Genomic DNA, 24,408 nt, shown 5'->3' with positions numbered 1-24,408 from the left:
CGTCGCAGTCTCGGCAAATTCAAGGCTCGAGTCCCGATTGGCGCAGCACGGGGACCACCTCGGGCGATGCCAGATAGCGCAGCAGCCGGTCAGCGGCGTCGGCGTTCTCGGCGTTTGTCATCCGACCGGCGGAGAACACGGCCGGCGTTTGCAGATCGTGCGGGATCGGGCCGACCACCTCGATGCCTTCGACCTGCTTCAGCTCGCTGATCTGCTGCACCGCGAGGTCGGCCTCGCCGCTCACGAGCCGCTCCGCGGTAAAGCCCTGCTCGACGATGGTGGCCTTGGCGTTGATCTCTTCCGCGATCCCCATCTGCGCGATCAACCGGGCGAAATAGACCCCGCTCGCCCCCAGTCGCGAATAGGCCACCGACCGCGCCGCGAGCAGCGTGTTGCGCAGTGCGGATGCCGTGGCGATGTCGGGATGTGCCTGCTCTGCCCGCACCGCGATGCCGACGAAGGAGCGCGCGAGATCGGCAGCGCTCTCGGCGATCACACGGCCCTCGCCGATCATCTCGTCGAGCCCTTCGCGGGTGAGGATGACGAGATCGGCGGCCTCGCCGTCGCGCAACCGTTTGAGCAGCGCCAGCGTCGGCGCGAAATCGGCATCGATGTGGACGCCGGTCGCGGTCTCGTACGCGGAGGAGAGGCTGCGCATCGCGCCCATCAGGCCGAGCGTCGAGAGCATGCGAATTGTTTCCATCAGCGATTCCCGTGACGATCAGGCGCGGTGCATCAGCTTGAGCGCGGCGGTCAGGCGCAGGCTGCGCTTGCCGGCGAGCGCCGTTGCCTCCAGCACCGCCTCTTCGGCATCATAGGTGCCGGAGAAGCCGATGCCGACCTCGTGGCCGCCGAAGATCGGATCGTCCTTGGCCGGCGTGTGCTCCTGATTGAGGATCTGGCCCTTCCAGCGCCCGTTGGCGGCGGTGTAGCTGCCGAGATAATAGAACGATGCATCGCCGCCGAGGATGCGGCCCTTGTTGAGCAGCATCACGCCGGTGAGACCGCCGTCGACGCCATCGAGCATGCGCAGATGCACCGAGTAGAGCCCGTCGGCGATACCGGCCTCGCCGACACCGCCGGCGATCGGCATCTCGTCTTCGGTGATCGGTGTCATCAACGACTGAAAGGGTACGCCGGGCAGCTCCTTGAGCTCGCCCTTGAAGCGATAGAGATCGCCGTCGGCCCAGCCCTTGGCAAGCAACGTCGCATCGTCCGTGCCCGCCATGGCGCGATAGTTCGGATCGGGGTTGTGGCGGACGGTGTTGATCACGACGTCGACGCCGGCTTCGGTCTTCACGTAGGTGCCGATATGGGCGAAGGCCGAATTGCCGCCGAGCATCTTGCCGTTGCCGGCATGCATCACGCTCCGGCCGACCCGGTCGCCGAGCTGAAATCTCACCTTGTAGAAGCCTTCAAACACCAGCCGTCCCCGGCCCTGCGCGCACCCAGACGCAGTCTATCCCGCTTTCGGCGGCGATGGACAAGTTTCCGGCCATGAGGTCCGATGAGTCTCCGCAACGGCTGTCAGCAAAATGAAAAATCCGCCGAAGCCTTTCGGCTTCGGCGGATCGAAGTCCAACCGGGGCCAGCCCCCCAGCCCGGGCCGGGAGGATCTTAGGCGGCGGCCTTCTTGTCGGCCGGCACGGAGGCGATCGTCTTCAGGATCTGCGAAGCGATCTGGTATGGGTCGCCCTGCGAATTCGGACGACGGTCTTCCAGATAGCCCTTGTAACCATTGTTGACGAAGGAGTGCGGCACGCGGATCGAAGCACCGCGATCGGCAATGCCGTAGCTGAACTTGTTCCAGGGCGCGGTCTCGTGCTTGCCGGTCAGACGCTTGTCGTTGTCCGGGCCGTAGACGGCGATGTGGTCCATCAGGTTCTTGTCGAAGGCCGCCATCAGCGCCTCGAAGTACTCCTTGCCGCCGACCGTACGCATGTACTCGGTCGAGAAGTTGGCGTGCATGCCGGAGCCGTTCCAGTCGGTGTCGCCGAGCGGCTTGCAGTGGAACTCGATGTCGATGCCGTACTTCTCGGTCAGGCGCAGCATCAGGTAGCGGGCCATCCACATTTCGTCAGCGGCCTTCTTGGAGCCCTTGCCGAAGATCTGGAATTCCCACTGGCCCTTCGCGACTTCCGCGTTGATGCCTTCATGGTTGATGCCGGCAGCCAGGCAGAGGTCGAGATGCTCTTCGACGATCTTACGGGCGACGTCGCCGACGTTCGAGAAGCCGACGCCGGTGTAGTACGGACCTTGGGGCGCCGGATACCCCGAGGCCGGGAAGCCGAGCGGACGGCCGTCCTTATAGAAGAAGTATTCCTGCTCGAAACCGAACCAGGCGCCGGAATCGTCAAGGATGGTGGCGCGCTTGTTGGTCGGGTGCGGGGTCTTGCCGTCGGGCATCATGACTTCGCACATCACGAGCACGCCGTTGGTGCGGGCGCCATCCGGGAACACCGCGACCGGCTTCAGCACGCAATCGGAGCTGTGGCCTTCAGCCTGCTGGGTGGAGGAGCCATCGAAGCCCCAGAGCGGAAGCTGCTCGAGCGTCGGGAACGACGCGAATTCCTTGATCTGAGTTTTGCCGCGCAAGTTCGGAGTCGGCGTATATCCGTCGAGCCAGATGTACTCGAGCTTATACTTGGTCATTGAGCCTCTCTGTAGATGATGCGAAAGGTGGGGGCCGCAGGCCCCCGCACGATTGTTTACCCGGCCAACATCGGCCGACCCTTTCCAAGCATTTAACGTGCCAAAAGGCCGCAGCGCGGGAGGTTTTCCACCGCCGCCGGCCCCCTCTTCCCTCCCGGCGGATCGGCCAGTGCGCCGCGCGTCATAGCGGCGCACCTTTGCGTGAAGCTGCATCGCAAAAATCCCGCGGAAATCGCCCGATTTTGAAGCAGGCCGGCCCGGGTCTAAGGTTGCCGGCTAAACGCGCATCAACGTCGGGCAATATTCGCCAAGACTGCGACCGTCGCCCGCAACCTTCGCAACGGCCCACGCGTTAGCCACCCGAGCGCTGCCTTAGAGGAAGCAGAATGCAGTCTGCCTACAAAATAGGCCAACGCTGATTTCCTTTTCAGCACTTTGCATTTCGGAATGCACGGCCGATATGGGGATTCCAGTAACCACAAGCCAACGAGTCGGGCGCACCATGGAGGCCAGCGCTGCGATCTCGGGAGATAATGCAATGATGAACAATGGACTGAGTCACGGATCTGCACAGATCTACCAATTCCCTGTCGGGGGCCGCTCGGCTCTCGGGGGGCGCCGCAACGGTGAGACCCGCCTTCCCGCCAACCACGCCTCGCTTCCCGTGAACGAGACGATTTGCAGCGGCAGCTGGTACCATCAGGAAGCAGTCGATGAAGCCAAGCCGAAATGGGATCGCTGATGCCTGCGTTCGGTTCAATACCGCCGCGGTCTCTCGATGCCCGGCGTCAGTTCGAAAAAGGGTCGAAACAACGGTGTTTCGGCCCTTTTCCATTCCGGACTTGATTGCGGGATTATATGGTCGCGCAGGTGATCACAGACCGTTTCAAATGCCTGACAAGACACCTCCATGAAAGACTTCCCTGCCCGCCATCTCGCCCTGCAAGGCGCCAGCAATTTTCGCGACCTCGGCGGCTATCCGACCGCAGATGGCCGAATCACGCGATGGCGGCAGATCTTCCGCTCCAACCATCTCGGCCAGCTCACTGCTGCCGATATCGAGATCGTCCGCGCGTTGGGCGTGCGCAGCGCCTTCGATTTTCGCGGCGTCGAGGAACGCGCGGCGGGTGTCTGCGTGGTCAACGAGATCGCCGTGCATTCGCTGCCGATCGAGCCGACAGTCGTGGCTGCGCTGCGCGCCGAGCTCGGCAGGGGCAGGTTGACCGCGCCGGTCGCGCTCGAACTCATGCGTGAATCCTATCGCAACTATGTACGCCACAACACGGCCAGTTTCCGCAACCTGTTCGGGCATCTCCTGGAGGACCGCGCGCCGCTCGTGATCCACTGCACCGCCGGCAAGGACCGCACCGGCTTTGCCAGCGCGCTGATCCTGCATGCGCTCGGCGTATCTGATGACGTCATTGCCGAGGATTATCTGCTGACCAACCAGCACTACAAGCGCGACGCATCAAACGTCTCCGATCTTCCCGCCGATGTTCTCGACGCGATCGGCAACGTCGAGGCCTCGTATCTTGCGGCTGCTTTCGAGGCCGTCGGTAGCGAGTATGGCGATCTCGAAACCTACTTGCGCGACGGTCTCGAGCTCGGCACACCGGAGCGGATCGCACTGAAGGCGCGCTATCTGCAATCGTAGGCGGCCGTAAATCTTAAGCGGCCGTGCCGGGAGAACAATGATGCAAGGCAAGGTTCTGATCGTGACCGGCGCACTCGGCGCGCTCGGCAAGGTGGTCGCCGAGACCGCGCTGGCACGCGGCGCGCGCGTGGCCGGCATCGACCATGCGCCATCGCAAATCTCCGCGATGCCTGAGCGCATCGAGATCGGCGGCGTCGATCTGTCCGACGCAGCACAAGCAAAGACGGCGGTCGAGGCAGCGGCGAGACACTTTGGCGGGCTCGACGTGTTGGTTAACATCGCCGGTGGCTTCGCCTTCGAGACCGTCGGCGACGGCGACGTCAAGACATGGCAGCGCATGCATGCGCTCAACGTGCTGACGGCACTCAACGCCTCGCAGGCGGCCCTGCCGCATCTGGCCGCGTCCAAGGCCGGCCGCATCGTCAATATCGGGGCCATGGGCGCGCTTCAGGCCGGCTCCGGCATGGGCCCCTATGCGGCGTCGAAAGCCGGCGTCCACCGGCTCACCGAGGCGCTGGCGAGCGAGTGGAAAGGCAAGGTGACCGTGAACGCGGTGCTGCCCTCGATCATCGACACCAAGGCCAACCGCGCCGACATGCCGAAGGCCCACTTCGCCAAATGGGTGACACCGCAGGAACTCGCCGAAGTCATTCTGTTCCTCGCCAGCGATGCCGCCAGCGGCGTCACCGGCGCGCTGATCCCGGTTGGCGGGCGGGTGTAATCAATCCGGCACCAAGAGCCGGAGATTGCCTCTGAAACGGATGCTCTGCTTGCCGGCGAGCGCGATGCCCTCGCCGTACGCGGTCTCGCCATTGTAAGTGCCACTGAAGCCGATGGTCACGACCTTGCGGCCCCACACCGGGCGCTCGTCGAACGAGGGGGAATGCTCCTCGTTGGTCAGCTCGCCCTTCCACTTGCCGTTGGCCGAGGTGTAGCTGCCGTAGGCGAAGAAGAATGAGTCCCCGCCCCGCATGGTGCCGTCGCGCATCACCATGACGCCTTGGTTGCCGCCCTGAACGGCATCCAGCATTTCGATGCGGATATGATAGAGCCCATTCCTGATGGTCATCTTCGTGAAGCGCCCGATTGTCCCACCCGCAGGATAGCCGGATCATCTGTTCCCGATCAAATGGCGCAGAGCTCTAAGTCCACTCCGGGGCTAAACTGCCGCAGACTGATTCTCCGATCGAACGTGACATTCGGAAGCTTCCTTTGGAAACCACGCTCTATCTGCCTGTCAAACGCTTCCTCGAAGAGCTCGGCTTCACGGTCAAGGGCGAGATCGGCGGCTGCGATCTCGTGGGCCTCAGCGCCGGCGATCCTCCGGTGGTGGTGATCGGCGAGCTCAAGCTGACCTTCAATCTCGAGCTGATCCTTCAGGCGGTCGATCGTGCACCGGCCGGCGACGAGGTCTGGATTGCGGCAAAGATGTCAGCGCGCGGCAAGGGACGCGAGACCGACGCACGGTATCGCAATCTCTGTCGCCGCCTCGGCTTCGGCATGCTCGGGGTGACCGACCGCGGTCAGGTCGAGGTGCTGGTGAAGCCGCCGACGGCAGCCCCACGCCGGGAGCCGAAGGTCCGTTCGCGCCTGGTCGCAGAGCATCAGCGCCGCCAGGGCGATCCGGCGCTGGGCGGCAGCACGCGCGCGCCGATCATGACGGCCTATCGGCAGCAGGCACTGGCCTGCGCCTCGGAGCTCGCGGCAGGCCCGCGGCGGGTGAGCGAATTGCGCCGGCGCTGTCCCGATGCCGGCAAGATCATGCTTAACAATGTGTATGGCTGGTTCGAACGCACCGAGCGGGGAATCTACGGGCTGACGGAAGCTGGCCAGGCGGCGCTGAAACGCTGGCCACAACAGCGGGTTGCGGATGTTGCCGGTCTCCCGTCACTACCCTGACACCCAACCGGTGCATAGCTGAGATGCCACACCGATTTCATATTGCAATGCAACATAGACGGCACTAGGTATCCCGGCATCGAAACGAGGCCGTTATGAACGCAAACTGGAATACCAAATATGGCACGCGGCGCGTGCGCCACGATCCCCCGACCTTAGACGAGGCGATCTTCGCCGCCGTCGGCATCACCGATGATCAGGAGCAGCAGGCCGAGATCGCCGCAGCCTTGATGGGCATGCCGCTCGATGTCGTCCAGGCCGAGGTCAAGAAGCAGGTTCGCACCAACAGCCGCATCACCTCGACCCGCGTGATCGCCGGCGAACAGGGTGCGCAGCGCTCGGTGGTGGTCGAACGCCGTGTCGTGCGCCGCTTCGGCAACGACAAGCGCACCGGCACCTGACGGCCTAGTCCCTACATACAATACAAAAGCGGACCGGTTTTGCCGGTCCGCTTTTTTGATTCCAATCGGATTTTTCAGGTCAGGCGGCGCGATTGCCGTAGATGCTGGAGATGATCTTCCAGCAGGTCGAGTTGAAGCTGATAAGAGCGCGGCCGGCCCTGAATGGCGAGGCCGCGAGATCAGCGAGTTCGTCCTCAGGCGCCTTGGCGAGATCGATCGTGCCGGTCGATTCGCCATGACGGAATTGCAGATGCGCCCCGAACTTCCTGGCGAGCGCGCGCATCGGGTGATTCTCGGCGCCGGTGGTGATGCGCAGGCGCTTGTAGCCTTTCCAGCGCGCTTCCGCGATCAGGCGGCTGAACAGCACGGTGCCGACGTTCTGGCGCCGCGCCGAAGCTTCCACGCTGAAGGCGACCTCGGGCAGCGAATCGCCCTCGGGCGGATGCAGCTCGGCCGCACCGCGGACCACGCCATCGACGATATAGGCGACAATAACGGTGCCGTCCTCGGCACAGCGGGCGGCGTAACGCTCGATAAAACTGTCGTCGAGAAAACCGTTGAAGCGGTCGTGCCGGCTTTCGGCATCGAGCCTCAGCAGGTGATCGCGCAAAAGCGGCAATTCTTCCTGCTGGCTCAAGGTCCGCACGTAGCCCTGAACGGACTTCGGGCGGTTGGTTATTTCAAGTCCAAAATCTGCTGCGAGTGACAAGTCAAAACTCCTCTTGGTGTCCCTCGAGGAGGCGTTCGAATCCCTAGGCCTCCAATATTGTGCATCGCAACAAACTTTTCAAGACGGGAACCTGCCCAAGTTTCGGGCATCGGAAGCGACTAATTCTTTAATAAAATCAAGCCCCCCGTATTCACACGAGGACCAGCTGGGTCTGCGTCACAACGGCAACCAGCTTGCCGTCCTCGGTCTCCAGCCGGGTGGTCCAGACCTGGGTCCGCCGGCCTCTGTGGATTGGGGTGGCGGTCGCGATTACCGTGGTTCCCTCCTTGGCCCCGCCGATGAAGTTGGTCTTGCTCTCGAGCGTGGTCGTGCCCTTGGCGTCCTCCGGCAGATTGATCACGGTGGCCGCCGCGCCGACGGAATCGGCCAGCGCCATCACCGCGCCGCCGTGAATGGTATGATGAAGCGTGCAGAGATCGGGCCTGACCGTCATCCGCGCCACCACGCGATCCCTCTCGGCCTCGACGAACTCGACGCCCTTGAGTTCGGCAAACGGCATCTTCATTGCTTTAAGTTTATCGAGCGGCGTCATCGGATCTCCTCCCAAATCATTCTGCTCACAGGGTGAATTGCTCTTCGCGGCAAAGCAATGACGTCCGAGGTCGTCATTGCGAGCGCAGCGAAGCAATCCAGAATTTTTCTGCGGATACATTTCTGGATTGCTTCGCTGCGCTCGCAATGACGGGGAGACAGCGTTCGTACCTCACGTCACCGCATTCACCACCTGATACTCCGGCCGCCGCCAAATTTCGCCCGCGATCACTTCTTCGATGAACTCGGCTGCCCGCACGATCTCGCCCTCACCGATATACAGCGGCGTGATGGCAAATCTCATGATGTCAGGCGCGCGGAAATCGCCGATGACGCCGCGGGCGATGAGAGCTTGCATCGCGGCATAGCCGCCGCCGTAGGCGAAGGAGACCTGAGAGCCGCGACGCTCATGCGTGCGCGGCGTAACAAGCTTCAAGGACGGACAGCGGCGTTCGACCTCGGCAATCAGGAGATCGCCGAGGGCCAGCGAGCGGGCCCGGACCTCGGCAATATCGACGCGATCCCAGATGTCGAGCGAAGCTTCCAATGCCGCCATTGCCAGCACCGGCGGCGTTCCCACGCGCATGCGCTCAACGCCACCTGCGGCCGCATAGGCAAGCTCGAACGCGAACGGCTTTGCATGCCCCATCCAACCCGACAAAGCGGCGCGCACGCTGTCGGCGTGGCGCGGCGCAACGTAGAGGAAGGCCGGCGCGCCGGGGCCGGCGTTGATGTATTTGTAGGTGCATCCAGCGGCGAAATCCGCGCCGGTGCCTGCAAGGTCAACCGGCAGCGCGCCGGCCGAATGCGCGAGGTCCCAGACCGTGACGATGCCGAGCGCATGCGCTCTTGCAGTCAGCTTCGCCATGTCGTGGCGCCGTCCGGTGCGGTAATCGACCTCGGTGATGTAGAGCACCGCGATCTCCTCCGACAACGAAGCCTCGATCTCCTCCGGCGCCACCAGGCGCAATTGATGGCCACGGCCAAGGGTCGCGATCAGGCCTTCGGCCATGTAGAGGTCGGTCGGAAAGTTGCCGGTGTCCGATAGAACGACCTTGCGCGACGCGTTCATGTCGAGCGCGGCGGCGAGCGCCTGATAGACCTTGAGCGACAGCGTATCTCCGACCATGACGGAGCCGGCTTCCGCACCGATCAGGCGCGCGATGCGATCGCCGACATGGCGCGGCTGGGCATACCAGCCAGCCGTATTCCAGGCGCGGATCAAGTCATCGCCCCACTCGGCGGTGATGACGCGGCTGACGCGCTCGGCAACGCCAAGCGGCAACGCGCCGAGCGAATTGCCGTCGAGATAGATCACACCGTCCGGCATATGGAACAGCGCTTTGGTGTCGTCGTAGACGCGAAGCTTGGTCATGGAATTCTCTACAGGATCGTGCGCACGCGCCAGAGTTCCGGAAACAGCTCGACCTCCAGCATGCGCTTGAGGTAGCTGACGCCGCCGGTGCCACCGGTGCCGCGCTTGAAGCCGATGACGCGCTCGACCGTCGTCACATGGTTGAAGCGCCAGCGCCGGAAATAGTCCTCGAAATCGACCAGCTTCTCGGCGAGCTCGTAGAGCATCCAGTGCGTTTCCGGCGCCTCGTAGACGATACGCCAAGCCTGCAGCACACCTTCATTGAAGCTATGAGTCTCGCGAACATCGCGCGCCAGCACGGCCGCAGGCATCTTGAGCCCGTTGCGGTCGGCGAGCCGCAGCACCTCGTCATAGAGGCTTGGCGTTGCGAGCTCGGCTTCGAGCAGCTGCGTTGTTTCCAGATCGTGCGCGTGCGGCTTGAGCATGGCGTGGTTGCGGTTGCCGAGCAGGAATTCGATCTGCCGGTATTGCCGCGACTGGAAGCCTGAGGACTGGCCAAGCTGCGAGCGGAAGCGCGTATACTCGCTGGGCGTCATGGTGCGCAGCACGTCCCAGGCGCCGTTGAGCTGCTCGAAGATGCGCGACATCCGTGCCAGTATCTTCATTGCAGGCTGCACCTCATCCTTCGCGATCGAACGGCGTGCGGCGCTGAGCTCGTGGATGGCGAGCCGCATCCACAGCTCGGTGGTCTGATGCTGGATGATGAACAGCATCTCGTCATGGGCTTCCGACAGGGGATGCTGCGCGCCGAGGATCGCGTCCAGCGCCAGATAGTGTCCATAGGACATGCGCCGGGCGAAATCGGTCTCAGCGCCTTCGCTTGCGGGATCGTATTGGCTGGACGTCATGGCAGGCCCTTTCGATCGATCTTCAAGGCCTCGTCAGTCGAGGCCGATCAGGCGCGCGGTGGTGGGCGACGACGGGTCCTTGAGGGCGTCGATCACGGTGAAATGGTTCAGCCCGGGATCGACGACAAGACGCGTCGGCACATCGAAACCAGTCCAGACGTTGGCCATCAGATCGGACTGGCGGATGAATTCGGGCCGCTCGTTGCCACCGACCCAGGCGGTCACCGGCGAAGGCCCGCGCGGCAGATGCAGCGCCGCGCTTTCCAGCGTCGCCTCCTCCATCGTCATGCGCAGGGTGTCGTTCATCCTGGTCTTGAGCAGCGGACGCAGATCATGCAGGCCGCTGATGGACAGCGTGCCGGCGACGCGGTTGTAGACGGCGGGCTCCAGCCGGCTGTCGTCGCACAGCATACGCGTAACGAGATGCCCGCCGGCGGAATGGCCGGCGAGCCGGATCGGGCCCGCGACCAGCGAGGCCGCCTTGGCAATCGCTGTGGTGATTTCCGCCGTAATGTCGGAGATGCGCGCGGCCGGCGTCAGCGTGTAGCTTGGCAGTGCCACCGTCCAGCCGTGATGGCGCGCGCCTTCGGCGAGATCAGTCCATGTCGACTTGTCGAAGCGCATCCAGTAGCCGCCGTGGACGAACACGACGAGGCCCTTGCTGTCGCCGTCGGGCAAGATCAGATCGAGGCGCTGGCGCTCACCGGGGCCATAGGCGATGTCAGCGCGAAACTCCTTCAGCCCGGCGCGATAAGCCGCCGCCCGCTCCGCCCACAGCGCCGGTATCTTGTCCGAGCCCGGGATATGGGCCGAATTGGCGTAGGCGTCATCCCAATCGCGCATCGTGCTTCCTCGACGGACTCAAGGCCTTGTGGACCAGGCGCCAGTCTGCCACCAGCGCGGGCGGCATCCTAGTCTTTCTTTAAGCTTAAAGGATTTGGGCGCCGGTGGATTGGGCAGCCGGAAGATGGTTCGTTCCCCAGGGCGCAGCGCAGCGTGAAACGATGCGCTGCTGAACCGCGGTCCAAATGTGCGGTGACGTGGGTCCTGGCTCTGTCCGGGACACGAGGGCTACCCCTGCTCCACCCCGCACCAATCCGCGATGAACAGCGCCATTGCCTTGGTCGTCTTTTTCAGCGAGTCCAGATCGACATATTCATTGAAGCCGTGCATCTCGCCGCCACTCGCGCCGAAGCACAGGCTCGGGATGCCGTGATTGAGGCCGTAGAAGCGGGTGTCGGTAAGCGCGGTGAAGACGAGGTCTTCGATTTGGCCGCCATAGACGGTGCTGAAGGCCTTGCCGAACGCCGCCTCAGGCGCGGTGGCATTGGTCAGCTCATAGCCTTCCGACAAAAAGCCCGACCATTCGATCTCCGGCGGATTGTTGGCGAGGAAGCGGTGGTTGCGTGCGGCGGCGGCGACACACGCAAGAATCTCCTTCTGGTGCTCGGCGATCGACCAGCCGGGCAACACGGCAATCCGGCAATCGACGTCGCACCAGGCCGGCACGCTGGAGGCCCAGTCGCCGCCCTTGATGATGCCGGGGTTGAAGTTGATGGGATGGTTCAGCGTCTTGAAGTGACGATCGGCTTTCGCGCGCTCGTTCCACTCGATCTCGAGTTTTTGCAGCGCCTGGATCAAATGATAGGCCGCCATGATTGCATTCGCGCCGGAGCCGGCGAAGGCGACATGGGTCGGATGGCCCTTCACGCGCAGGCGGAACCAGATCACGCCCACCTGCGAGCGCACCATCTTGCCGCCGGTCGGCTCAGGAATGAAGCAGGCATCCGCACGATAGCCTCGTTGAAGCGTCGAGAGCGCCCCGACGCCGGTGCTCTCCTCCTCGATCACAGACTGGAAGTGAATCCGCGCCGTCGGCCTCAGGCCCGCGGCCCTGATCGCATCGAGCGCGGAGAGCGCTGCGATGGTGCCCGACTTCATGTCGCAGGCACCGCGACCGAACATCTTGCCGTCCTTGATGACGGGCGAGAACGGCGGGGTGTCCCACAATTCCAGCGGCCCCGCGGGCACCACGTCGCAATGGCCCTGGAGGATCAGCGATTTGCCCGCCTCGGTTTTGGGCCGGTACGTGCCGACCACAGTGCGCGCCTTCGAAAAATCGTGCTCGATGGGCCCGAAGCCGCGCAGATCCTTGAGGTCGTCGACATTGATGTGCCAGTCGTCGACCTCGTAGCCGCGCGCGCGCAGGAGGTCGCCCATCATGTCCTGGCATGGCCCCTCCGCACCGCGCGTCGAGGGGATCGCGACGAAATCGCGTGTGGTCGCGAGCTGGGCTTCGAAGCCGGCATCAACGGCGTCAAGAATCCTCTGCTGCGTTTCGGCATTCATCAGGCAACTCCAATCGGCATTGAGATCATCGATGGAGCGTAAGCTAACCGATTTCAGCCGTTCGGGTACTCTGCAAAATAGGCATCCCGCAATGCGTCTTCGAGCAGCCGGCCCTCCGAATAGCCATTCAGTGTCGCCGGCCGGCTCACGCCGTCGAGCAGCCGCGGGCAAGGTTCCGGCGCACCGAGCACGGTGCGCACCGGGATGCGCTCGGCATAGATCGGCAATTCATAGTCCTCGTCGTCGTCGGCGACACCCTTGGCCCGGATTTTCGCGGAGGCTTCCTCGATCTCCATCGCGATAAAGGAGGTCGCCTTGATCTCCTGCGTGTTGCTCGCCCGCAGGCTGGCGGTGCGATCCGGGAAGAAGCGGTCGACCATCGCGATCACCGCGCGTTCTTTCTCCTCGGGATCGGTGACGAGATAGGCGGTGCCGAATGCCATCACGGCGCGGTAATCGGCCGAGTGATTGAACCCGCAGCGCGCCAGCACCAGGCTGTCGAGATGGGCGACCGTCAGGCACACGCGCTCGCCCAGGGTCTGGTTGCGCAGCATGCGGCTGGCGCTCGAGCCGTGCCAGTACAGTTTCGTCCCTTCGCGCCAGAAGAAAGTCGGCGTGCAATAGGGCTGGCCGTCGATGGCGTAGGAGACGTGGCAGAGCATCGAGGAATCCAGGATGCGATGAACGGTGTCGTGATCGTAGAAGCCGCGGTCGTGACGGCGCTTCACCTGATTGCGCGCGGATGTCGGATAGGAATTCTGGTTCTCGGTCTGGCTCACGGCCGCTCCTGTCGGATTTGAACAATTCCAGAGCAGTTGTATCCGTGGATTTGGTCTGCGATAGTGCCAATTCCATGCGAAAAATTCCGACCAATTCTGTCCCCTCGCCGGCCAAAGCCGAGCTGCCGCTCGACCTCGCAGGCCCGCACATCACGGCTGGCGCCTCGTCGGCGCACCGGCTGTATCAGGCACTGTGCGAGATGATCGTCGGCGGTCTGGTGAAACCCGGCGAGCCGCTGCCGCCGTCGCGCACGCTGGCCAAACAGACCGGCTTTCGGCGCAATGCCGTCGTCACCGCCTATGAGCGGCTGATCGCCGACGGCTTTGCCGACGCAACCGTCGGCTCCGGCACCTTCGTCGCCGCGCGCATCCCCGCGCGCGCGGCCGAGCCGAAGCGGCCCAAGATCAGCGTCGAAACGCCGGGGCAAGGCGCGTTTTCACTCGGCTGCACCCATATCGACGCGCGTGCCGTGCAGCATTTCCGGGCCTTTGTCGGCCGTCGCATGCGCGCCTTCGGCGCGGAGCATCTGCACTATGGCGATCCCCGTGGCAGCCGCGAACTGCGTGCGGCGATCGCCGATCATCTGTTGTCGGCGCGGGGCCTGCGCTGCGATCCCGATCAGATCATGCTGACGTCAGGCACGCTGCACGCGCTGCGCATCTTGCTGAGCGCAATCCTGAAGCCCGAAGATCAGGTCTGGTGCGAGGACCCAGGTTACCCCGCCGCGCGAAAAACCATCGCGCATTGCGGCTATCGTGCCGTCTCCGTTCCCGTCGACGCGCACGGCATGCGTGTCGCCAAAGGCCGCGCAGCGGCGCCGTCCGCGCGCGCAGCCTATGTGACGCCGTCGCACCAGTTTCCGCTGGGTGTGCAGATGTCGATGCCGCGGCGGCTCGAGCTGCTGGACTGGGCCAGGCAGGCCGGCGCCTTCGTGCTGGAAGACGATTACGACAGCGAATTCCGTTACGACGGCGCGCCGCTGATGTCGCTGGCCGGCATCGATCACCTCCAGCGCGTGATTTACATGGGCACGTTCGCCAAGACGTTGTTTCCGGGCCTGCGCATCGGCTATTGCGCCCTGCCCGAGCGCTTGATTGCGGATGTGACCGCGGCGCGGGCTGCGCTCGACCGCTTTCCCGGCACGCTGATCGAGGGTGCGGTGGCCGACATGCTCAATTCCGGCGCGTTCGCGGCGAACCTGAAGCGCGTGCGCAAGCTTTACCGCGAGGCGCGCGACGCGCTGGCCGGGAGGCTCGAAGCCGCATCCGATGGCGTGCTGTCGGTGCCGGTCCCATCACAGGGTCTGCATCTAGTCGCCCGGTTCGATCCCTCGGTCGATCTGTCTGTGGCGGCGAAAGCCAAGCAGGCCGCGGGCGCCGAAGGCTGGCTGTTGGCCGACACCTATTCACGCGCGCGCCCACAGCCCGGTTTCGTGCTGGGATTTTCCGGCCACGCGGTTTCGAAGCTCGTGGCCTCCGCCGAACGACTCGCGCGGGAATCGCGAGCGGCCTTGCGCGCGAGGAGCAAGCCGGCCGGGCGGGCATGACGAACGTTCACTATGAGAATCGGCTGCCGCTCCCTACATTGCGACATCGATGCTGGGAGCTCTCACCATGCTGCTACGCCGCGCGACTTGCCTCTCGCTCCTGATCTTCATCGCACTCGCTGCGACAGCGCGCGCAGGTACCGTCGGACGCGAGCAGGACATCGTCGACCTCAAGCTCGGCCAGCGCGTTCAAGTGGACGACGGAACCTGTCCCGCCGGACAGGTCAAGGAAGTGCGAGGCGCCAAAATGACCGACAAGGGCGTCGCACGGACGAGCATCTGTGTGTCGCGGTTTGGTCCAAAATCAAAGCGATGAGCGCTACTTCGCCGGATCGAACATGCATTGCAGGGTCGGCTTGGCGATCTTGGTGAAGGTCGGGCCGATTTCGGTCTGCTTTGCGGCCGGCACCCAGTCGGTCTCGATCGTCGGCACCCCGGTCTCGCTGATGCCGCGCAGCAGGGCCTCGCGAAGATCGCGATCCTCGACGACGGCGGCAGCATGATCATGCAGGCAGCCGCAGACCTCTTCCGGATGCTCCCACCGTCCGAGCATGCGCGGCGCGCATTGCCTCACGAACTCGGTACGGGGATCGGGTAATCTGGATGGAGAGCGCACCTGCGCCTGAACGGCACTGATCGTCAGAAGGGATATGAACGCCGCAGCGCAGGAACGAACAAGCATGATGGCCTTTATTGGCTGATTTTTCTTGTTGGCGATCAGAAGCGCGCGGCAACCACGATCGGCTGCGGTGCCGGGATCATGATCGGCGAGCCGCTGTACTGGAAAGTACCGATACCCGGGACATTGCCGTCCGGCGAGCCTGCGAACGAGGAGCCGGCGAGCACGAAACCGAAAGCAAGGATGAGGCTGAGCGTGCGCATGAAGTTCTCTCCGAATTCGGTGGCCGGCGTGCGCCGTCGTCGTCGTGAGGTTGATAACCATGGGCGGTTTCGCGCGTGATGCGCCAAAGCCGGAAAATGGTTTCGTCTCCGTGAGAATTGTTTCGTCCCGCTCGAGGCGACGACATATTCCATGGAAAATCTCAATCTTTTCAGAGGGGTCGTGCGGTCACCCAATGTAGCTTGGCAGGTTCCGGCGAGCTCGGATGCGCCGCGGAACGCCGGCGCCGTCATGATCCCGCCTCACACCCTTCACATGCGTTTTACGTTTTTCTGCTGAAGAGAAGCCGAACGAAGGCTGGGTCCTGTCGAACCGGGGGCGCTTCGACTGCGACCCAAGCTATCGAGACCGAGGACGCCCGAGCATCGCCGAGCGTGTTCATGTGAGGAACAGCCATCATGACCGCGCAGAATCGCGCAACGACGCGCGATGCGGACCAACGAACGGACCGCCGGGAGCAACGACCTGTTCACAGCCATTCGCCTGGCGAAATGGCGCTACAATCGAGCCGGGGCTTTGAGGCCACGCCGCAGTCATTCGTGCGGCTGACCGGCTCGCATCTTGCAAAACCGCGCGCCATCCGCGCTGACATCATCGAGTGAACGCAAACCCCTCACTGAGTGCACGCGAGAGCGTCACTGAGTGAACGCAAGAGCGTCACTGAGTGAAGAACTCTCCGCACTTCTGGACGTTGGCGTCCGCCGGTCCCCACGGCATGACCGGCACGGTCGAGGTCGAGTTCTTCGGCGAACCCTCGATCAGCCTGTCCGAATAGACCATGTAGACCAGCACGTTGCGCTTCGCGTCACAGCCGCGCACGATCTGCATCTTCTTGAAGAACAGCGAGCGGCGCTGGCGGAACATGTCGTCGCCCTGCTCCATCTTGTTCTTGAACTTGATCGGGCCGACCTGACGGCAGGCGAGCGAAATGTCCGAGACTTCCTCGGCAAGGCCCAGCCAGCCCTTGAAGCCGCCCTTCTCCGGCACCGTAAAATGACAGGCCACGCCCTCGACTTCAGGATCGTCGAGGCCGTAGGTCGCAAGCTTGTCGTTCGGGCTCATCCATTTGAACACGGTCGAGCGGCGAAAGATCAGATCCGGCTCGTCGGCGGCGAAGGCGGACGCTGCCGGCACGGTCAACGCCATGAGGAATAAAGCGAGGCCTTTCAAGCGGATGCTGGAAAGACTGCGGAAACGAGATGACATGAACCTCTCCGGTAACAACTTCCAGCAATGTAGGGATGAGGCGACCGATCAGGAAGACGACCGGCAAGCCGACACGGCCGCCGTTTACCGCTCCGTGAGGCTTTTTTGCTACGCTTTGGACAAATGTAGCTGATGGCAGAACCGCCATGCTGGTGAACGCGTATCCCCTCTGAGAGACTAACATCTGATTTGGATTATGGATTCGAGGATGAACAGCGTGAACGGGGCCGGTTTTTCTGCCAAGCCGACGCGGCTTTGGCAGGTCGCCATTTTGGCGGCGGCGGGTGCGATCGGCACGGCAAGCCAGGCGGACGCAGCGTTTTATTACTGGACGGACTATTCCGACGGGTCCTACGGGCGCCAGGAGCGCCATCTCGACGTCCCGCGCCAGAAACCGCAGAAGCGCGGTGCGGTCGGCAAAAAAGACCTTGTTGCCGAAAAAGAAGCCGGCACCAAACCGCAAGGTCCTCTCGTCATCGTCGTCTCGATCGACCGGCAGAAGGTCACGGTCTACGACAGCAAAGGCGTGTTCGCGGAATCCCCGGTTTCGACGGGCATGAAGGGCCATTCGACGCCGATGGGTGTGTTCAGCGTCATCCAGAAGCACAAATTCCACCACTCCAACATCTATAGCGGCGCGCCGATGCCGTACATGCAGCGGATCACCTGGTCGGGCGTTGCCATGCATGCCGGCGTGCTGCCGGGCTATCCAGCCTCGCACGGCTGCATCCGCATGCCGATGGCGTTCGCGGTGAAGATGTGGAACTGGACCAGGATGGGCGCGCGCGTGATCGTTTCGCCCGGTCAGATGTCGCCGCAGAAGTTCTCACATCCGCTGCTTGCCTCGCTGCGCGTGCCACCGCAACCCGCGGCCAGCCTCGAGCCGCAGACCAATGCCGGCGACAAGGCCGACAAGGGCACAGCCAATACCGCGGCCACCGAAGCAAAGCCGGTTGAAACGAAAACCGCCAGCGCCGACGGCGTGCCCGAGCTGCGCTCGTCGGTCGGCCACACCGTGATGTCGGACGTGACCACCGGATATGCCCCAGCCCGCGAGGAGGCCCCGGCATCGGCCGACAACACCGAGACAACGGCAAAGCCCGAGACCAAGCCCGCTGAGGCGGCGGACGCGGCCAAGCCAGAGGCCGGAGATGCCGCGCAGCCCGCGAACACTGAAGCGAAGCCTGTCGACGCCGCGGAGACGCCGAAGTCCGAACTCGCGAAGACATCCGATGCACCGGCCGCGGCGCCAGCGCAGGCGGCCACGACCGACGTCAAGAAGGACGAAACCCGCGTTGCCGATCCGGCGCCCGTGGCAAAACCTGAAGCGCCCAAGCGAGCGGGCCAGATCGCGGTCTTCATCAGCCGCAAGGATTCCAAGCTCTACGTGCGGCAGAACTTTGCGCCGCTGTTCGAGGTGCCTGTCACAATCGCCGCGAGTGATCGGCCGCTCGGCACGCATGTCTTTACCGCCGAAATCGACAAGGCCGATTCCAATGCGCTGCAATGGTCGGTGGTGTCCTTGCCAGTGTCGGTCCGTTCTGCCGCGCGCGAAGATGACGGCCGCGTGACAGGCCGCCAACGTGGCGCGGCGGTGATTCCCGTCGCCGTAAAGCCTGTGGTCCCGCCGGACAGTCCAGCCGAGGCCCTGGACCGCGTCTCGATCCCGGCCGACACGATCGCGAGGATCAACGAAATGCTGACATCGGGCGGCTCGATCATCGTCTCCGACCAGGGCATCAACCAGGGCGAGACTGGCGAAGGCACCGATTTCATCGTCCGCCTGTACTAACGCGCCTCATCGCGGCAGATAACGCCGTGTTGACGACGCCGCTCGCACCGACGGGGTAACATGCGCCCCGGATCATTTCGGGGGACGCCGTTATGATGAACCGCAGGACCATACTCATCGCCGCCTTTGCAGGCACGCTGGCGCCGGCGACGCGTGCACTGGCGGATGGCGGCATGAGCCGAATTTCCGCCTACGCCTTCTCTTTCCCGGCATTGTCAGGCGACGACATCCGCCTTGCGGCCTTCACTGGCAGGCCGCTGCTGGTGGTGAACACCGCTTCGCTCTGCGGTTACACGCCGCAATATGCCGGCCTGCAAGACATCTGGAGCGAGTTTCGCGAACGCGGCCTCACCGTCATTGGCGTGCCCTCCAACGATTTCGGCGGACAGGAGCCCGGCGGCACCAGTGAGATCTCGGAAACCGCCCACCACCAATACGGCGTTACCTTCCCCATCGCGGCCAAGGCCATCGTGGTCGGTGCAAAGGCGCATCCATTCTACAAATGGGCGGCAGAGGCGCGCCCGCGAGAAGTTCCGCGCTGGAACTTCCACAAATATCTGATCGGCCGGGACGGCTATATCGCCGATGTCTTTGCATCCGCGGTCGAACCGACAGACACGCGGATCAAGACGGCGATCGCCAAGGCGCTGGCCGACACTTGACGCCACGCGTCCCCAACCCGGTTGGGCACAATTGGGCTGGCGCGCCAAACAGCCGTTGCAATGGCGAGGGCCCACCATCTAGGCTAGGATTGTTATGGGCAGGATGGTTTTGCCGAAGGCGAAAAGCCGCGGCGGAACAACGGGATCAATCTCGAGGACAACACCATGCGTGTGGCGGCAGGACTGATATTGGCAAGCGCGATGTCTCTGGCGATGACGGGCGCGGCATGGTCGCAGACCCCGGCTGCAAAGCCCGCCGCCGCGACGCAGGCCGCACCGGCGGCAACACCGGCTGCGGCTGCGCCCGCTGCAGCTCCCGCACCCGCTCCTGCAGCAGCCGCCGCGCCGGCGGGCTTCGTCAATCCTCCGCCGCCTAAGCAGGCGCCCCAGCCCGCCCGCGCAGCCTGCAACACGCCGGGCGCGCTTGGGGTCGCCCGCACCGTCGAGATCGACACCACGGGCGGTCCTGGCTTCGGCTTCGAGCATTTCAAGGAGCTCGATTTCCTGCGCGACCACGAAGTGGTGCTGACCTTCGACGACGGCCCCTGGCCCAAGAACACGCCCGCGGTGCTGAAGGCGCTCGCCGACGAGTGCACCACCGGCATCTTCTTCTCGATCGGCAAGCACGCGACCTACGAGCCGGAGATCCTGAAGCAGGTCTACGCGGCCGGCCATACCGTGGGCACCCACACCTGGTCGCACGCCAACCTCAACAACAAGAAGCTCACGGAAGCGCAGCGCAAGGAAGAGATCGAGAAGGGTCTTTCCGCGGTGAAATGGGCGCTCGGCGGCATTTCGCCCTCGCCTTTCTTCCGCTTCCCGGCGCTCCAGCATCCGCCGGAGATGGTCACCTATCTCGGCAACCGCAACACAGCGATCTTCTCCTGCGACATCGACTCCTTCGACTTCAAGGCCTCGAAGCCCGAGAAGGTGATCGAGACCGTCATGAAGAAGCTCGACAGCAAGGGCAAGGGCATCATCCTGATGCACGACTTCCAGAAGCACACTGCGGAAGCCCTGCCCGAATTGCTCAAGCGCCTGAAGGCCGGCGGTTACAAGGTGGTGGCGATGCGCGCCAAGTTCCCGGCCTCGACGCTGCCGGAATACGACCAGGAACTGCTCAAGGACGTCAAGCTGCCGACGGTGAGCACCCGGCCGGTCAACAGCGTCGTGACAACGGTTTCCGAATAGCCGCGCCCTTGTCCTTTCGGATCGAAGGCTACGTCATCGTCTCCGCGGACGGCATGCTCGCGGACGCCGACCATGTCATGCCCGACAGCCTGAAGTTCGAAGGCGACAAGCTGTTCTTCGAGCAGGCGCTCGATCGCGCCGCGCTGATCGTGCACGGCCGTCACTCGCATGAGCAGCAGCCGAATTCACCCAAGCGCAAGCGCCTGATCCTGACCCGCAAGATCCAGACTCTGACCGTCGATCCCGAGATGCCGAACGCGACCTTGTGGAATCCGGCTCACACCAGCTTTGAGGACGCCTGTGCGTTCGCCGATGTCGCTTCCGGCACCGTCGCAATCATCGGCGGCCCCGTCGTGTTCGACATGTTCATGGATCGCTACGATACGTTCTGGCTGTCGGAAGCCCCGCACCTTCGGCTGCCCCGCGGCGAGGGCTGTTTTGTCGAAGTACCGGGGCGCACGCCTCAGGAGGTGCTGGCCTCACACGGGATGAAGCCGGGCGCGCCGTATCTGCTCGACGCCGCGCATGACGTGACGGTGACGCCATGGCGCAGGACGTAGTGGCTTAACCTTTATACGTCCCCGTAGGCCGCTTCGGCCGGACGCGTGGCGCGCCCGTAGCCCATGATCATGAACAGGGCGCCGATGATCGACAGGTTCTTGAGCGCGTCGACCAGCATCTTGCCGTTGTCAGGCGGCACCTGGTTCCAGAAGTCGTAGAACAGGAAGGTCGCGACCGCGACATAGATAATCATCAGCATCGCGAAGAAGCGCGCGCCGAAATTCAGCGCGATCATCACGCCTGCGATGATCTCGAGCACGCCGACTGCGATCGCCAGCAGTTGCGGCGTGGTCATGGCCGTCGCCGTCTCGATCTGCTTGGCGTAAGGCGCGATCATGTCGGGCATCACGACCTTGGCGGCGATGAAATCAACGGTCGCCTGCATGGCAAACAGTCTTGCCGCACCCGTGTAGATGAACAGCACGGCGAACAGGATCCGCCCGAAAGTTACGAACGCTGGCATGATCGGCCTCTTTGCTCAGGCTTTTGAATTCTCGCGAAAGCACTTCGCGATTATGAAGATACATTCGCCGGTTTACAAACGGGGAAATGGCTAACTGCGAGCAATTCAAAGTTGGTGGCCCGGCACTGCACCTTCTTACCTTGTGGGAGAAGGTGCAGTGCCGGATGAGGGGTCTCGCTCTGCAAATTCAACCGTGAGAAATGTGCGCGCGGAAGCAACCCCTCACCCGTCTCGCCGCTCCGCGGCGAGCCACCCTCTCTCACAAGGGGAGAGGGGAAGGCCACGCACGCCCTACGTAAACAACGTCGGCTGCTGCCGCGACGCGCGCTCCTGCGCTTCCACCACAGCCACTGCGGTCATGTTGAGGATGCCGCGCGCCGTTACCGACGGGGTGAGGATGTGAGCCGGGCGCGCCGGGCCGATCAGGATCGGCCCGACGGGGAGCGCGTCCGCCAGCGACTTGATCATCTGATAGGCGACGTTGGCGGTGTCGAGGCTTGGCATGATCATGATGTTGGCTTCGCCCTCGAGCTTGGAGTGCGGCAGCACCATCTTGCGCGCGGCGGCCGAGAGCGCGGTGTCGCCTTGCATCTCGCCGTCGGCCTCGAGTTCCGGATGCTTCTCCTTCAGGAGCTGGGTTGCCCGGCGCATCTTGCGCGAGGATTCCGTGTCGTAGCTGCCGAAATCCGAATGCGAGACGAAGGCGATCTTCGGCTTGATGTTGAAGCGTTGGACGTGGACCGCCGCGAGCGAGGCGATCTCGGCGAGCTCTTCGGCGCTCGGATTGGGCCGCACCTGGGTGTCGGCGATGAAGAAGGCGCCCTTGCTCGTGATCAGCAGCGCCAGCGCCGCATAGTCGCTGATTCCCGGGGTGAACCCGACGATCTCGCGAACATGGCGCAGATGGCTCATGTAGCGGCCCTCGACGCCGCAGAGCATGGCGTCCGCCTCTCCGCGCACCACCGCGAGCGCCGCGATGACGGTGTTGTTGGTGCGCACCACCGTGCGCGCCGCATCCGGCGTCACGCCGCGGCGGCCGGCGACCTCGCCATAGGACTGCACGTAGGAGCGGTAGCGCGGATCGTCCTCGGGATTGACCAGGTCGAAGTCCCTGCCGGCCTTGATAGACAGGCCGAAGCGCTCGATGCGGGCCTCGACCACCGACGGACGTCCGACCAGGATCGGCATCGCCAGCTTCTCTTCCAGCACCACCTGGGTGGCGCGCAGCACGCGCTCATCCTCGCCTTCGGCGTAGATCACGCGCACCGGTTGGGTCTTGGCCTTGGCGAACATCGGCTTCATGACGAGGCCGGAGCGGAAGGCGAAGCGCTCGAGCAACGCGGTGTACTCGTCGAAATTGGTGATGGGCCGGGTCGCAACGCCCGATTCCATCGCGGCCTTCGCCACCGCCGGCGCGATGCGCAGGATCAATCTCGGATCAAAGGGACTCGGGATCAGCGAGCCCGGGCCAAACCCTTGCGTCTCGCCGGTATCGAAGCCTTGCGCGACCGCATCGGACGGCGCCTCGCGCGCGAGCTGCGCGATGGCCTCGACGGCGGCGTGCTTCATCTCCTCGTTGATCGCGGTGGCGCCGACATCGAGCGCGCCACGGAAGATGAAGGGAAAGCACAGGACGTTGTTGACCTGGTTCGGATAGTCGGAGCGGCCAGTGCAGATCATGGCGTCGGGACGGGCTTTGCGCGCCTCCTCCGGCATGATCTCCGGCGTCGGATTCGCGAGCGCCATGATGAGCGGCTTGTCGCCCATCGCCTTGGCCATCTCGGGCTTGAGCACGCCCGGTGCGGAGAGGCCGATAAAGATGTCGGCGCCGCCGATGACGTCGGCGAGCGTGCGCTTGTCGGTCTTCTGCGCATAGACCGCCTTCCAGCGGTCCATCGTGGTGTTGCGGCCTTCGTGAACAAGGCCGTCGATGTCGCAGACCCAGATGTTCTTGCGCTGCGCCCCCATCGACACCAGCAGGTTCAGTGTCGCAAGCGCTGCGGCCCCTGCCCCCGATGCCACGATCTTGACGTCCGACAGGTTCTTGCCGTTCAGGCGCAGACCGTTGGTGATCGCGGCGGCGACGATGATCGCGGTGCCGTGCTGGTCGTCGTGAAAGACCGGGATCTTCATGCGCTCCTTGAGCTGCGCCTCGATCTCGAAGCATTCCGGTCCGCGGATGTCCTCGAGATTGATGCCGCCGAAGGTCGGCTCGAGCGCGGCCACGGTCTCGACCACGCGTTCGATGGTGTCGGCCGCGATCTCGATGTCGAACACGTCAATGCCGGCGAATTTCTTGAACAGGACCGCCTTGCCCTCCATCACCGGCTTCGAGGCCAGCGGGCCGATATTGCCGAGGCCGAGCACGGCGGTGCCGTTCGAAACCACGGCAACCAGGTTGGAGCGTATCGTCAGCGTCGCCGCTTCCGCGGGGTTCTTGGCGATCTCCATGCAGGCGGCGGCGACGCCGGGGGAATAGGCCAGCGCGAGGTCGCGCTGGTTGGCGAGCGGCTTGCTCGCCTGGATCTCGAGCTTTCCGGGGCGCGGCAGCCGATGATAGGCCAGCGCCGCCTGGTGGAGATCATCAGAATAGGACGACATGCGGTGTCTTGCCTCGCGTTACCGGCCTCAAACTACGTTGTCCTGACCGGCCCGCCTTCGGGTGGTATTTCCGGGTCATGGAAACGGGATGAAGCACGTCGGGCGGCCCGGTGGCAACATCCGATTGCGGCCCCATCAACAGGGCGCGCGGTCAAATATCTGATAGCGCTCGCTTTCCCTGGACCGCGCGTTGCTTTGCGAATATGGCAGGTTGCGTGCTGCAACGCGAGCAACTGGAGCTGGGAATGAAGTGAATCCTGATCGGC

28 protein-coding genes are annotated in these 24,408 nt (G+C 63.8%); 12 read left to right on the top strand and 16 right to left on the bottom strand.

All coding sequences use genetic code 11. The features are described 5' to 3' along the window. Window positions 1–19: 19 nt before the first annotated feature. The 3 genes from IVB19_RS16200 to IVB19_RS16190 form a co-directional block, all read right to left on the bottom strand. Window positions 20–703, bottom strand: coding sequence for a substrate-binding domain-containing protein (locus IVB19_RS16200; protein WP_026233140.1), 684 nt, complete (start codon window positions 701–703; stop codon window positions 20–22). Between the two features lie 18 nt (window positions 704–721). Then, the gene (locus IVB19_RS16195) at window positions 722–1,423 is read right to left on the bottom strand and encodes a GrlR family regulatory protein (protein WP_018456322.1); all 702 of its coding nucleotides are present in this window, start codon (window positions 1,421–1,423) and stop codon (window positions 722–724) included. Window positions 1,424–1,617: 194 nt separating this feature from the next. Continuing rightward, window positions 1,618–2,652, bottom strand: a complete 1,035-nt coding sequence (locus IVB19_RS16190) for a glutamine synthetase beta-grasp domain-containing protein (protein ID WP_018456321.1) — start codon at window positions 2,650–2,652, stop codon at window positions 1,618–1,620. 460 nt (window positions 2,653–3,112) lie between these two features. On the opposite strand from IVB19_RS16190, the gene IVB19_RS16185 reads away from it, so the two are divergent. From IVB19_RS16185 to IVB19_RS16175, 3 genes are all read left to right on the top strand, one after another. After that, window positions 3,113–3,394 (top strand): DUF2735 domain-containing protein, encoded by a 282-nt coding sequence (locus IVB19_RS16185; protein WP_371258539.1) that lies wholly within the window; start codon window positions 3,113–3,115, stop codon window positions 3,392–3,394. 168 nt (window positions 3,395–3,562) lie between these two features. Continuing rightward, window positions 3,563–4,306: a tyrosine-protein phosphatase gene (locus IVB19_RS16180; RefSeq protein WP_247297460.1), complete on the top strand. Its 744-nt coding sequence runs from the start codon at window positions 3,563–3,565 to the stop codon at window positions 4,304–4,306. A gap of 40 nt (window positions 4,307–4,346) precedes the next feature. After that, window positions 4,347–5,027, top strand: a complete 681-nt coding sequence (locus IVB19_RS16175) for an SDR family oxidoreductase (RefSeq protein WP_247821578.1) — start codon at window positions 4,347–4,349, stop codon at window positions 5,025–5,027. On the opposite strand, the gene IVB19_RS16170 is transcribed toward IVB19_RS16175, so the two are convergent. Further along, window positions 5,028–5,375 carry a GrlR family regulatory protein gene (locus IVB19_RS16170; protein WP_018456317.1) on the bottom strand — a complete coding sequence of 116 codons (348 nt, stop codon included), beginning with the start codon at window positions 5,373–5,375 and terminating at the stop codon, window positions 5,028–5,030. 143 nt (window positions 5,376–5,518) lie between these two features. Here IVB19_RS16170 and IVB19_RS16165 point away from each other — a divergent pair, with 143 nt between their 5' ends. Further along, the gene (locus IVB19_RS16165; RefSeq protein ID WP_018456316.1) at window positions 5,519–6,205 is read left to right on the top strand and encodes a DUF2161 domain-containing phosphodiesterase; all 687 of its coding nucleotides are present in this window, start codon (window positions 5,519–5,521) and stop codon (window positions 6,203–6,205) included. Between the two features lie 95 nt (window positions 6,206–6,300). After that, complete coding sequence (locus tag IVB19_RS16160; RefSeq protein ID WP_018456315.1) at window positions 6,301–6,606, top strand: hypothetical protein; 306 nt, start codon at window positions 6,301–6,303, stop codon at window positions 6,604–6,606. A gap of 79 nt (window positions 6,607–6,685) precedes the next feature. Here IVB19_RS16160 and IVB19_RS16155 read toward each other — a convergent pair whose 3' ends face one another. The 7 genes from IVB19_RS16155 to IVB19_RS16125 form a co-directional block, all read right to left on the bottom strand. Next, window positions 6,686–7,315: a GNAT family N-acetyltransferase gene (locus tag IVB19_RS16155; protein ID WP_026233138.1), complete on the bottom strand. Its 630-nt coding sequence runs from the start codon at window positions 7,313–7,315 to the stop codon at window positions 6,686–6,688. Window positions 7,316–7,466: 151 nt separating this feature from the next. Next, complete coding sequence (locus IVB19_RS16150) at window positions 7,467–7,868, bottom strand: PaaI family thioesterase (protein ID WP_026233137.1); 402 nt, start codon at window positions 7,866–7,868, stop codon at window positions 7,467–7,469. A gap of 171 nt (window positions 7,869–8,039) precedes the next feature. Further along, entirely contained in the window at window positions 8,040–9,242 is a 1,203-nt protein-coding gene (gene kynU / locus IVB19_RS16145) for a kynureninase (RefSeq protein WP_018456312.1), read from the bottom strand. 8 nt (window positions 9,243–9,250) lie between these two features. Continuing rightward, a complete protein-coding gene (kynA, locus tag IVB19_RS16140; RefSeq protein WP_247403097.1) occupies window positions 9,251–10,090 on the bottom strand; it encodes a tryptophan 2,3-dioxygenase in 840 nt (279 codons plus the stop codon). 33 nt (window positions 10,091–10,123) lie between these two features. Next, window positions 10,124–10,933 (bottom strand): hormone-sensitive lipase, encoded by an 810-nt coding sequence (locus tag IVB19_RS16135; RefSeq protein WP_018456310.1) that lies wholly within the window; start codon window positions 10,931–10,933, stop codon window positions 10,124–10,126. A gap of 228 nt (window positions 10,934–11,161) precedes the next feature. Next, a complete protein-coding gene (locus IVB19_RS16130; protein WP_018456309.1) occupies window positions 11,162–12,439 on the bottom strand; it encodes an ArgE/DapE family deacylase in 1,278 nt (425 codons plus the stop codon). A 53-nt stretch (window positions 12,440–12,492) separates the two neighbouring features. Then, on the bottom strand, window positions 12,493–13,218 hold the full coding sequence (locus tag IVB19_RS16125) for a pyridoxamine 5'-phosphate oxidase family protein (RefSeq protein ID WP_247297463.1): 726 nt from the start codon (window positions 13,216–13,218) through the stop codon (window positions 12,493–12,495). A 74-nt stretch (window positions 13,219–13,292) separates the two neighbouring features. On the opposite strand from IVB19_RS16125, the gene pdxR reads away from it, so the two are divergent. Further along, a complete protein-coding gene (pdxR, locus tag IVB19_RS16120; RefSeq protein ID WP_247297464.1) occupies window positions 13,293–14,765 on the top strand; it encodes a MocR-like pyridoxine biosynthesis transcription factor PdxR in 1,473 nt (490 codons plus the stop codon). Between the two features lie 67 nt (window positions 14,766–14,832). Then, on the top strand, window positions 14,833–15,081 hold the full coding sequence (locus IVB19_RS16115; protein ID WP_018456304.1) for a DUF6719 family protein: 249 nt from the start codon (window positions 14,833–14,835) through the stop codon (window positions 15,079–15,081). Between the two features lie 3 nt (window positions 15,082–15,084). On the opposite strand, the gene IVB19_RS16110 is transcribed toward IVB19_RS16115, so the two are convergent. Both IVB19_RS16110 and IVB19_RS16105 read right to left on the bottom strand, forming a co-directional pair. Further along, window positions 15,085–15,447, bottom strand: a complete 363-nt coding sequence (locus tag IVB19_RS16110) for a hypothetical protein (protein WP_026233136.1) — start codon at window positions 15,445–15,447, stop codon at window positions 15,085–15,087. Between the two features lie 35 nt (window positions 15,448–15,482). Beyond that, window positions 15,483–15,647 (bottom strand): hypothetical protein, encoded by a 165-nt coding sequence (locus IVB19_RS16105; RefSeq protein WP_018456302.1) that lies wholly within the window; start codon window positions 15,645–15,647, stop codon window positions 15,483–15,485. 417 nt (window positions 15,648–16,064) lie between these two features. Here IVB19_RS16105 and IVB19_RS16100 point away from each other — a divergent pair, with 417 nt between their 5' ends. Then, entirely contained in the window at window positions 16,065–16,268 is a 204-nt protein-coding gene (locus tag IVB19_RS16100; protein ID WP_026233135.1) for a hypothetical protein, read from the top strand. A gap of 55 nt (window positions 16,269–16,323) precedes the next feature. Here the strand turns inward: IVB19_RS16100 and IVB19_RS16095 are convergent, their stop codons facing one another. Further along, window positions 16,324–16,872, bottom strand: a complete 549-nt coding sequence (locus IVB19_RS16095) for a CreA family protein (protein ID WP_026233134.1) — start codon at window positions 16,870–16,872, stop codon at window positions 16,324–16,326. 208 nt (window positions 16,873–17,080) lie between these two features. On the opposite strand from IVB19_RS16095, the gene IVB19_RS16090 reads away from it, so the two are divergent. From IVB19_RS16090 to IVB19_RS16075, 4 genes are all read left to right on the top strand, one after another. After that, a complete protein-coding gene (locus tag IVB19_RS16090; RefSeq protein ID WP_247821577.1) occupies window positions 17,081–18,664 on the top strand; it encodes a L,D-transpeptidase family protein in 1,584 nt (527 codons plus the stop codon). Window positions 18,665–18,756: 92 nt separating this feature from the next. Beyond that, window positions 18,757–19,326, top strand: a complete 570-nt coding sequence (locus tag IVB19_RS16085; protein WP_085352959.1) for a glutathione peroxidase — start codon at window positions 18,757–18,759, stop codon at window positions 19,324–19,326. Between the two features lie 165 nt (window positions 19,327–19,491). Next, a complete protein-coding gene (locus IVB19_RS16080; protein ID WP_018456296.1) occupies window positions 19,492–20,517 on the top strand; it encodes a polysaccharide deacetylase family protein in 1,026 nt (341 codons plus the stop codon). Between the two features lie 8 nt (window positions 20,518–20,525). After that, complete coding sequence (locus tag IVB19_RS16075; RefSeq protein ID WP_018456295.1) at window positions 20,526–21,077, top strand: dihydrofolate reductase family protein; 552 nt, start codon at window positions 20,526–20,528, stop codon at window positions 21,075–21,077. A gap of 11 nt (window positions 21,078–21,088) precedes the next feature. On the opposite strand, the gene IVB19_RS16070 is transcribed toward IVB19_RS16075, so the two are convergent. Both IVB19_RS16070 and IVB19_RS16065 read right to left on the bottom strand, forming a co-directional pair. Beyond that, window positions 21,089–21,541, bottom strand: a complete 453-nt coding sequence (locus IVB19_RS16070; RefSeq protein WP_018456294.1) for a DoxX family protein — start codon at window positions 21,539–21,541, stop codon at window positions 21,089–21,091. A 291-nt stretch (window positions 21,542–21,832) separates the two neighbouring features. Further along, on the bottom strand, window positions 21,833–24,142 hold the full coding sequence (locus IVB19_RS16065; RefSeq protein WP_018456292.1) for an NADP-dependent malic enzyme: 2,310 nt from the start codon (window positions 24,140–24,142) through the stop codon (window positions 21,833–21,835). Window positions 24,143–24,408: the final 266 nt, after the last annotated feature.

This window comes from Bradyrhizobium sp. 187 (assembly GCF_023101005.1).
Classification (GTDB): domain Bacteria; phylum Pseudomonadota; class Alphaproteobacteria; order Rhizobiales; family Xanthobacteraceae; genus Bradyrhizobium; species Bradyrhizobium canariense_D.
Note: the sequence above shows the minus strand (reverse complement) of the source record. Positions and strands in the feature narration are given on the sequence as shown.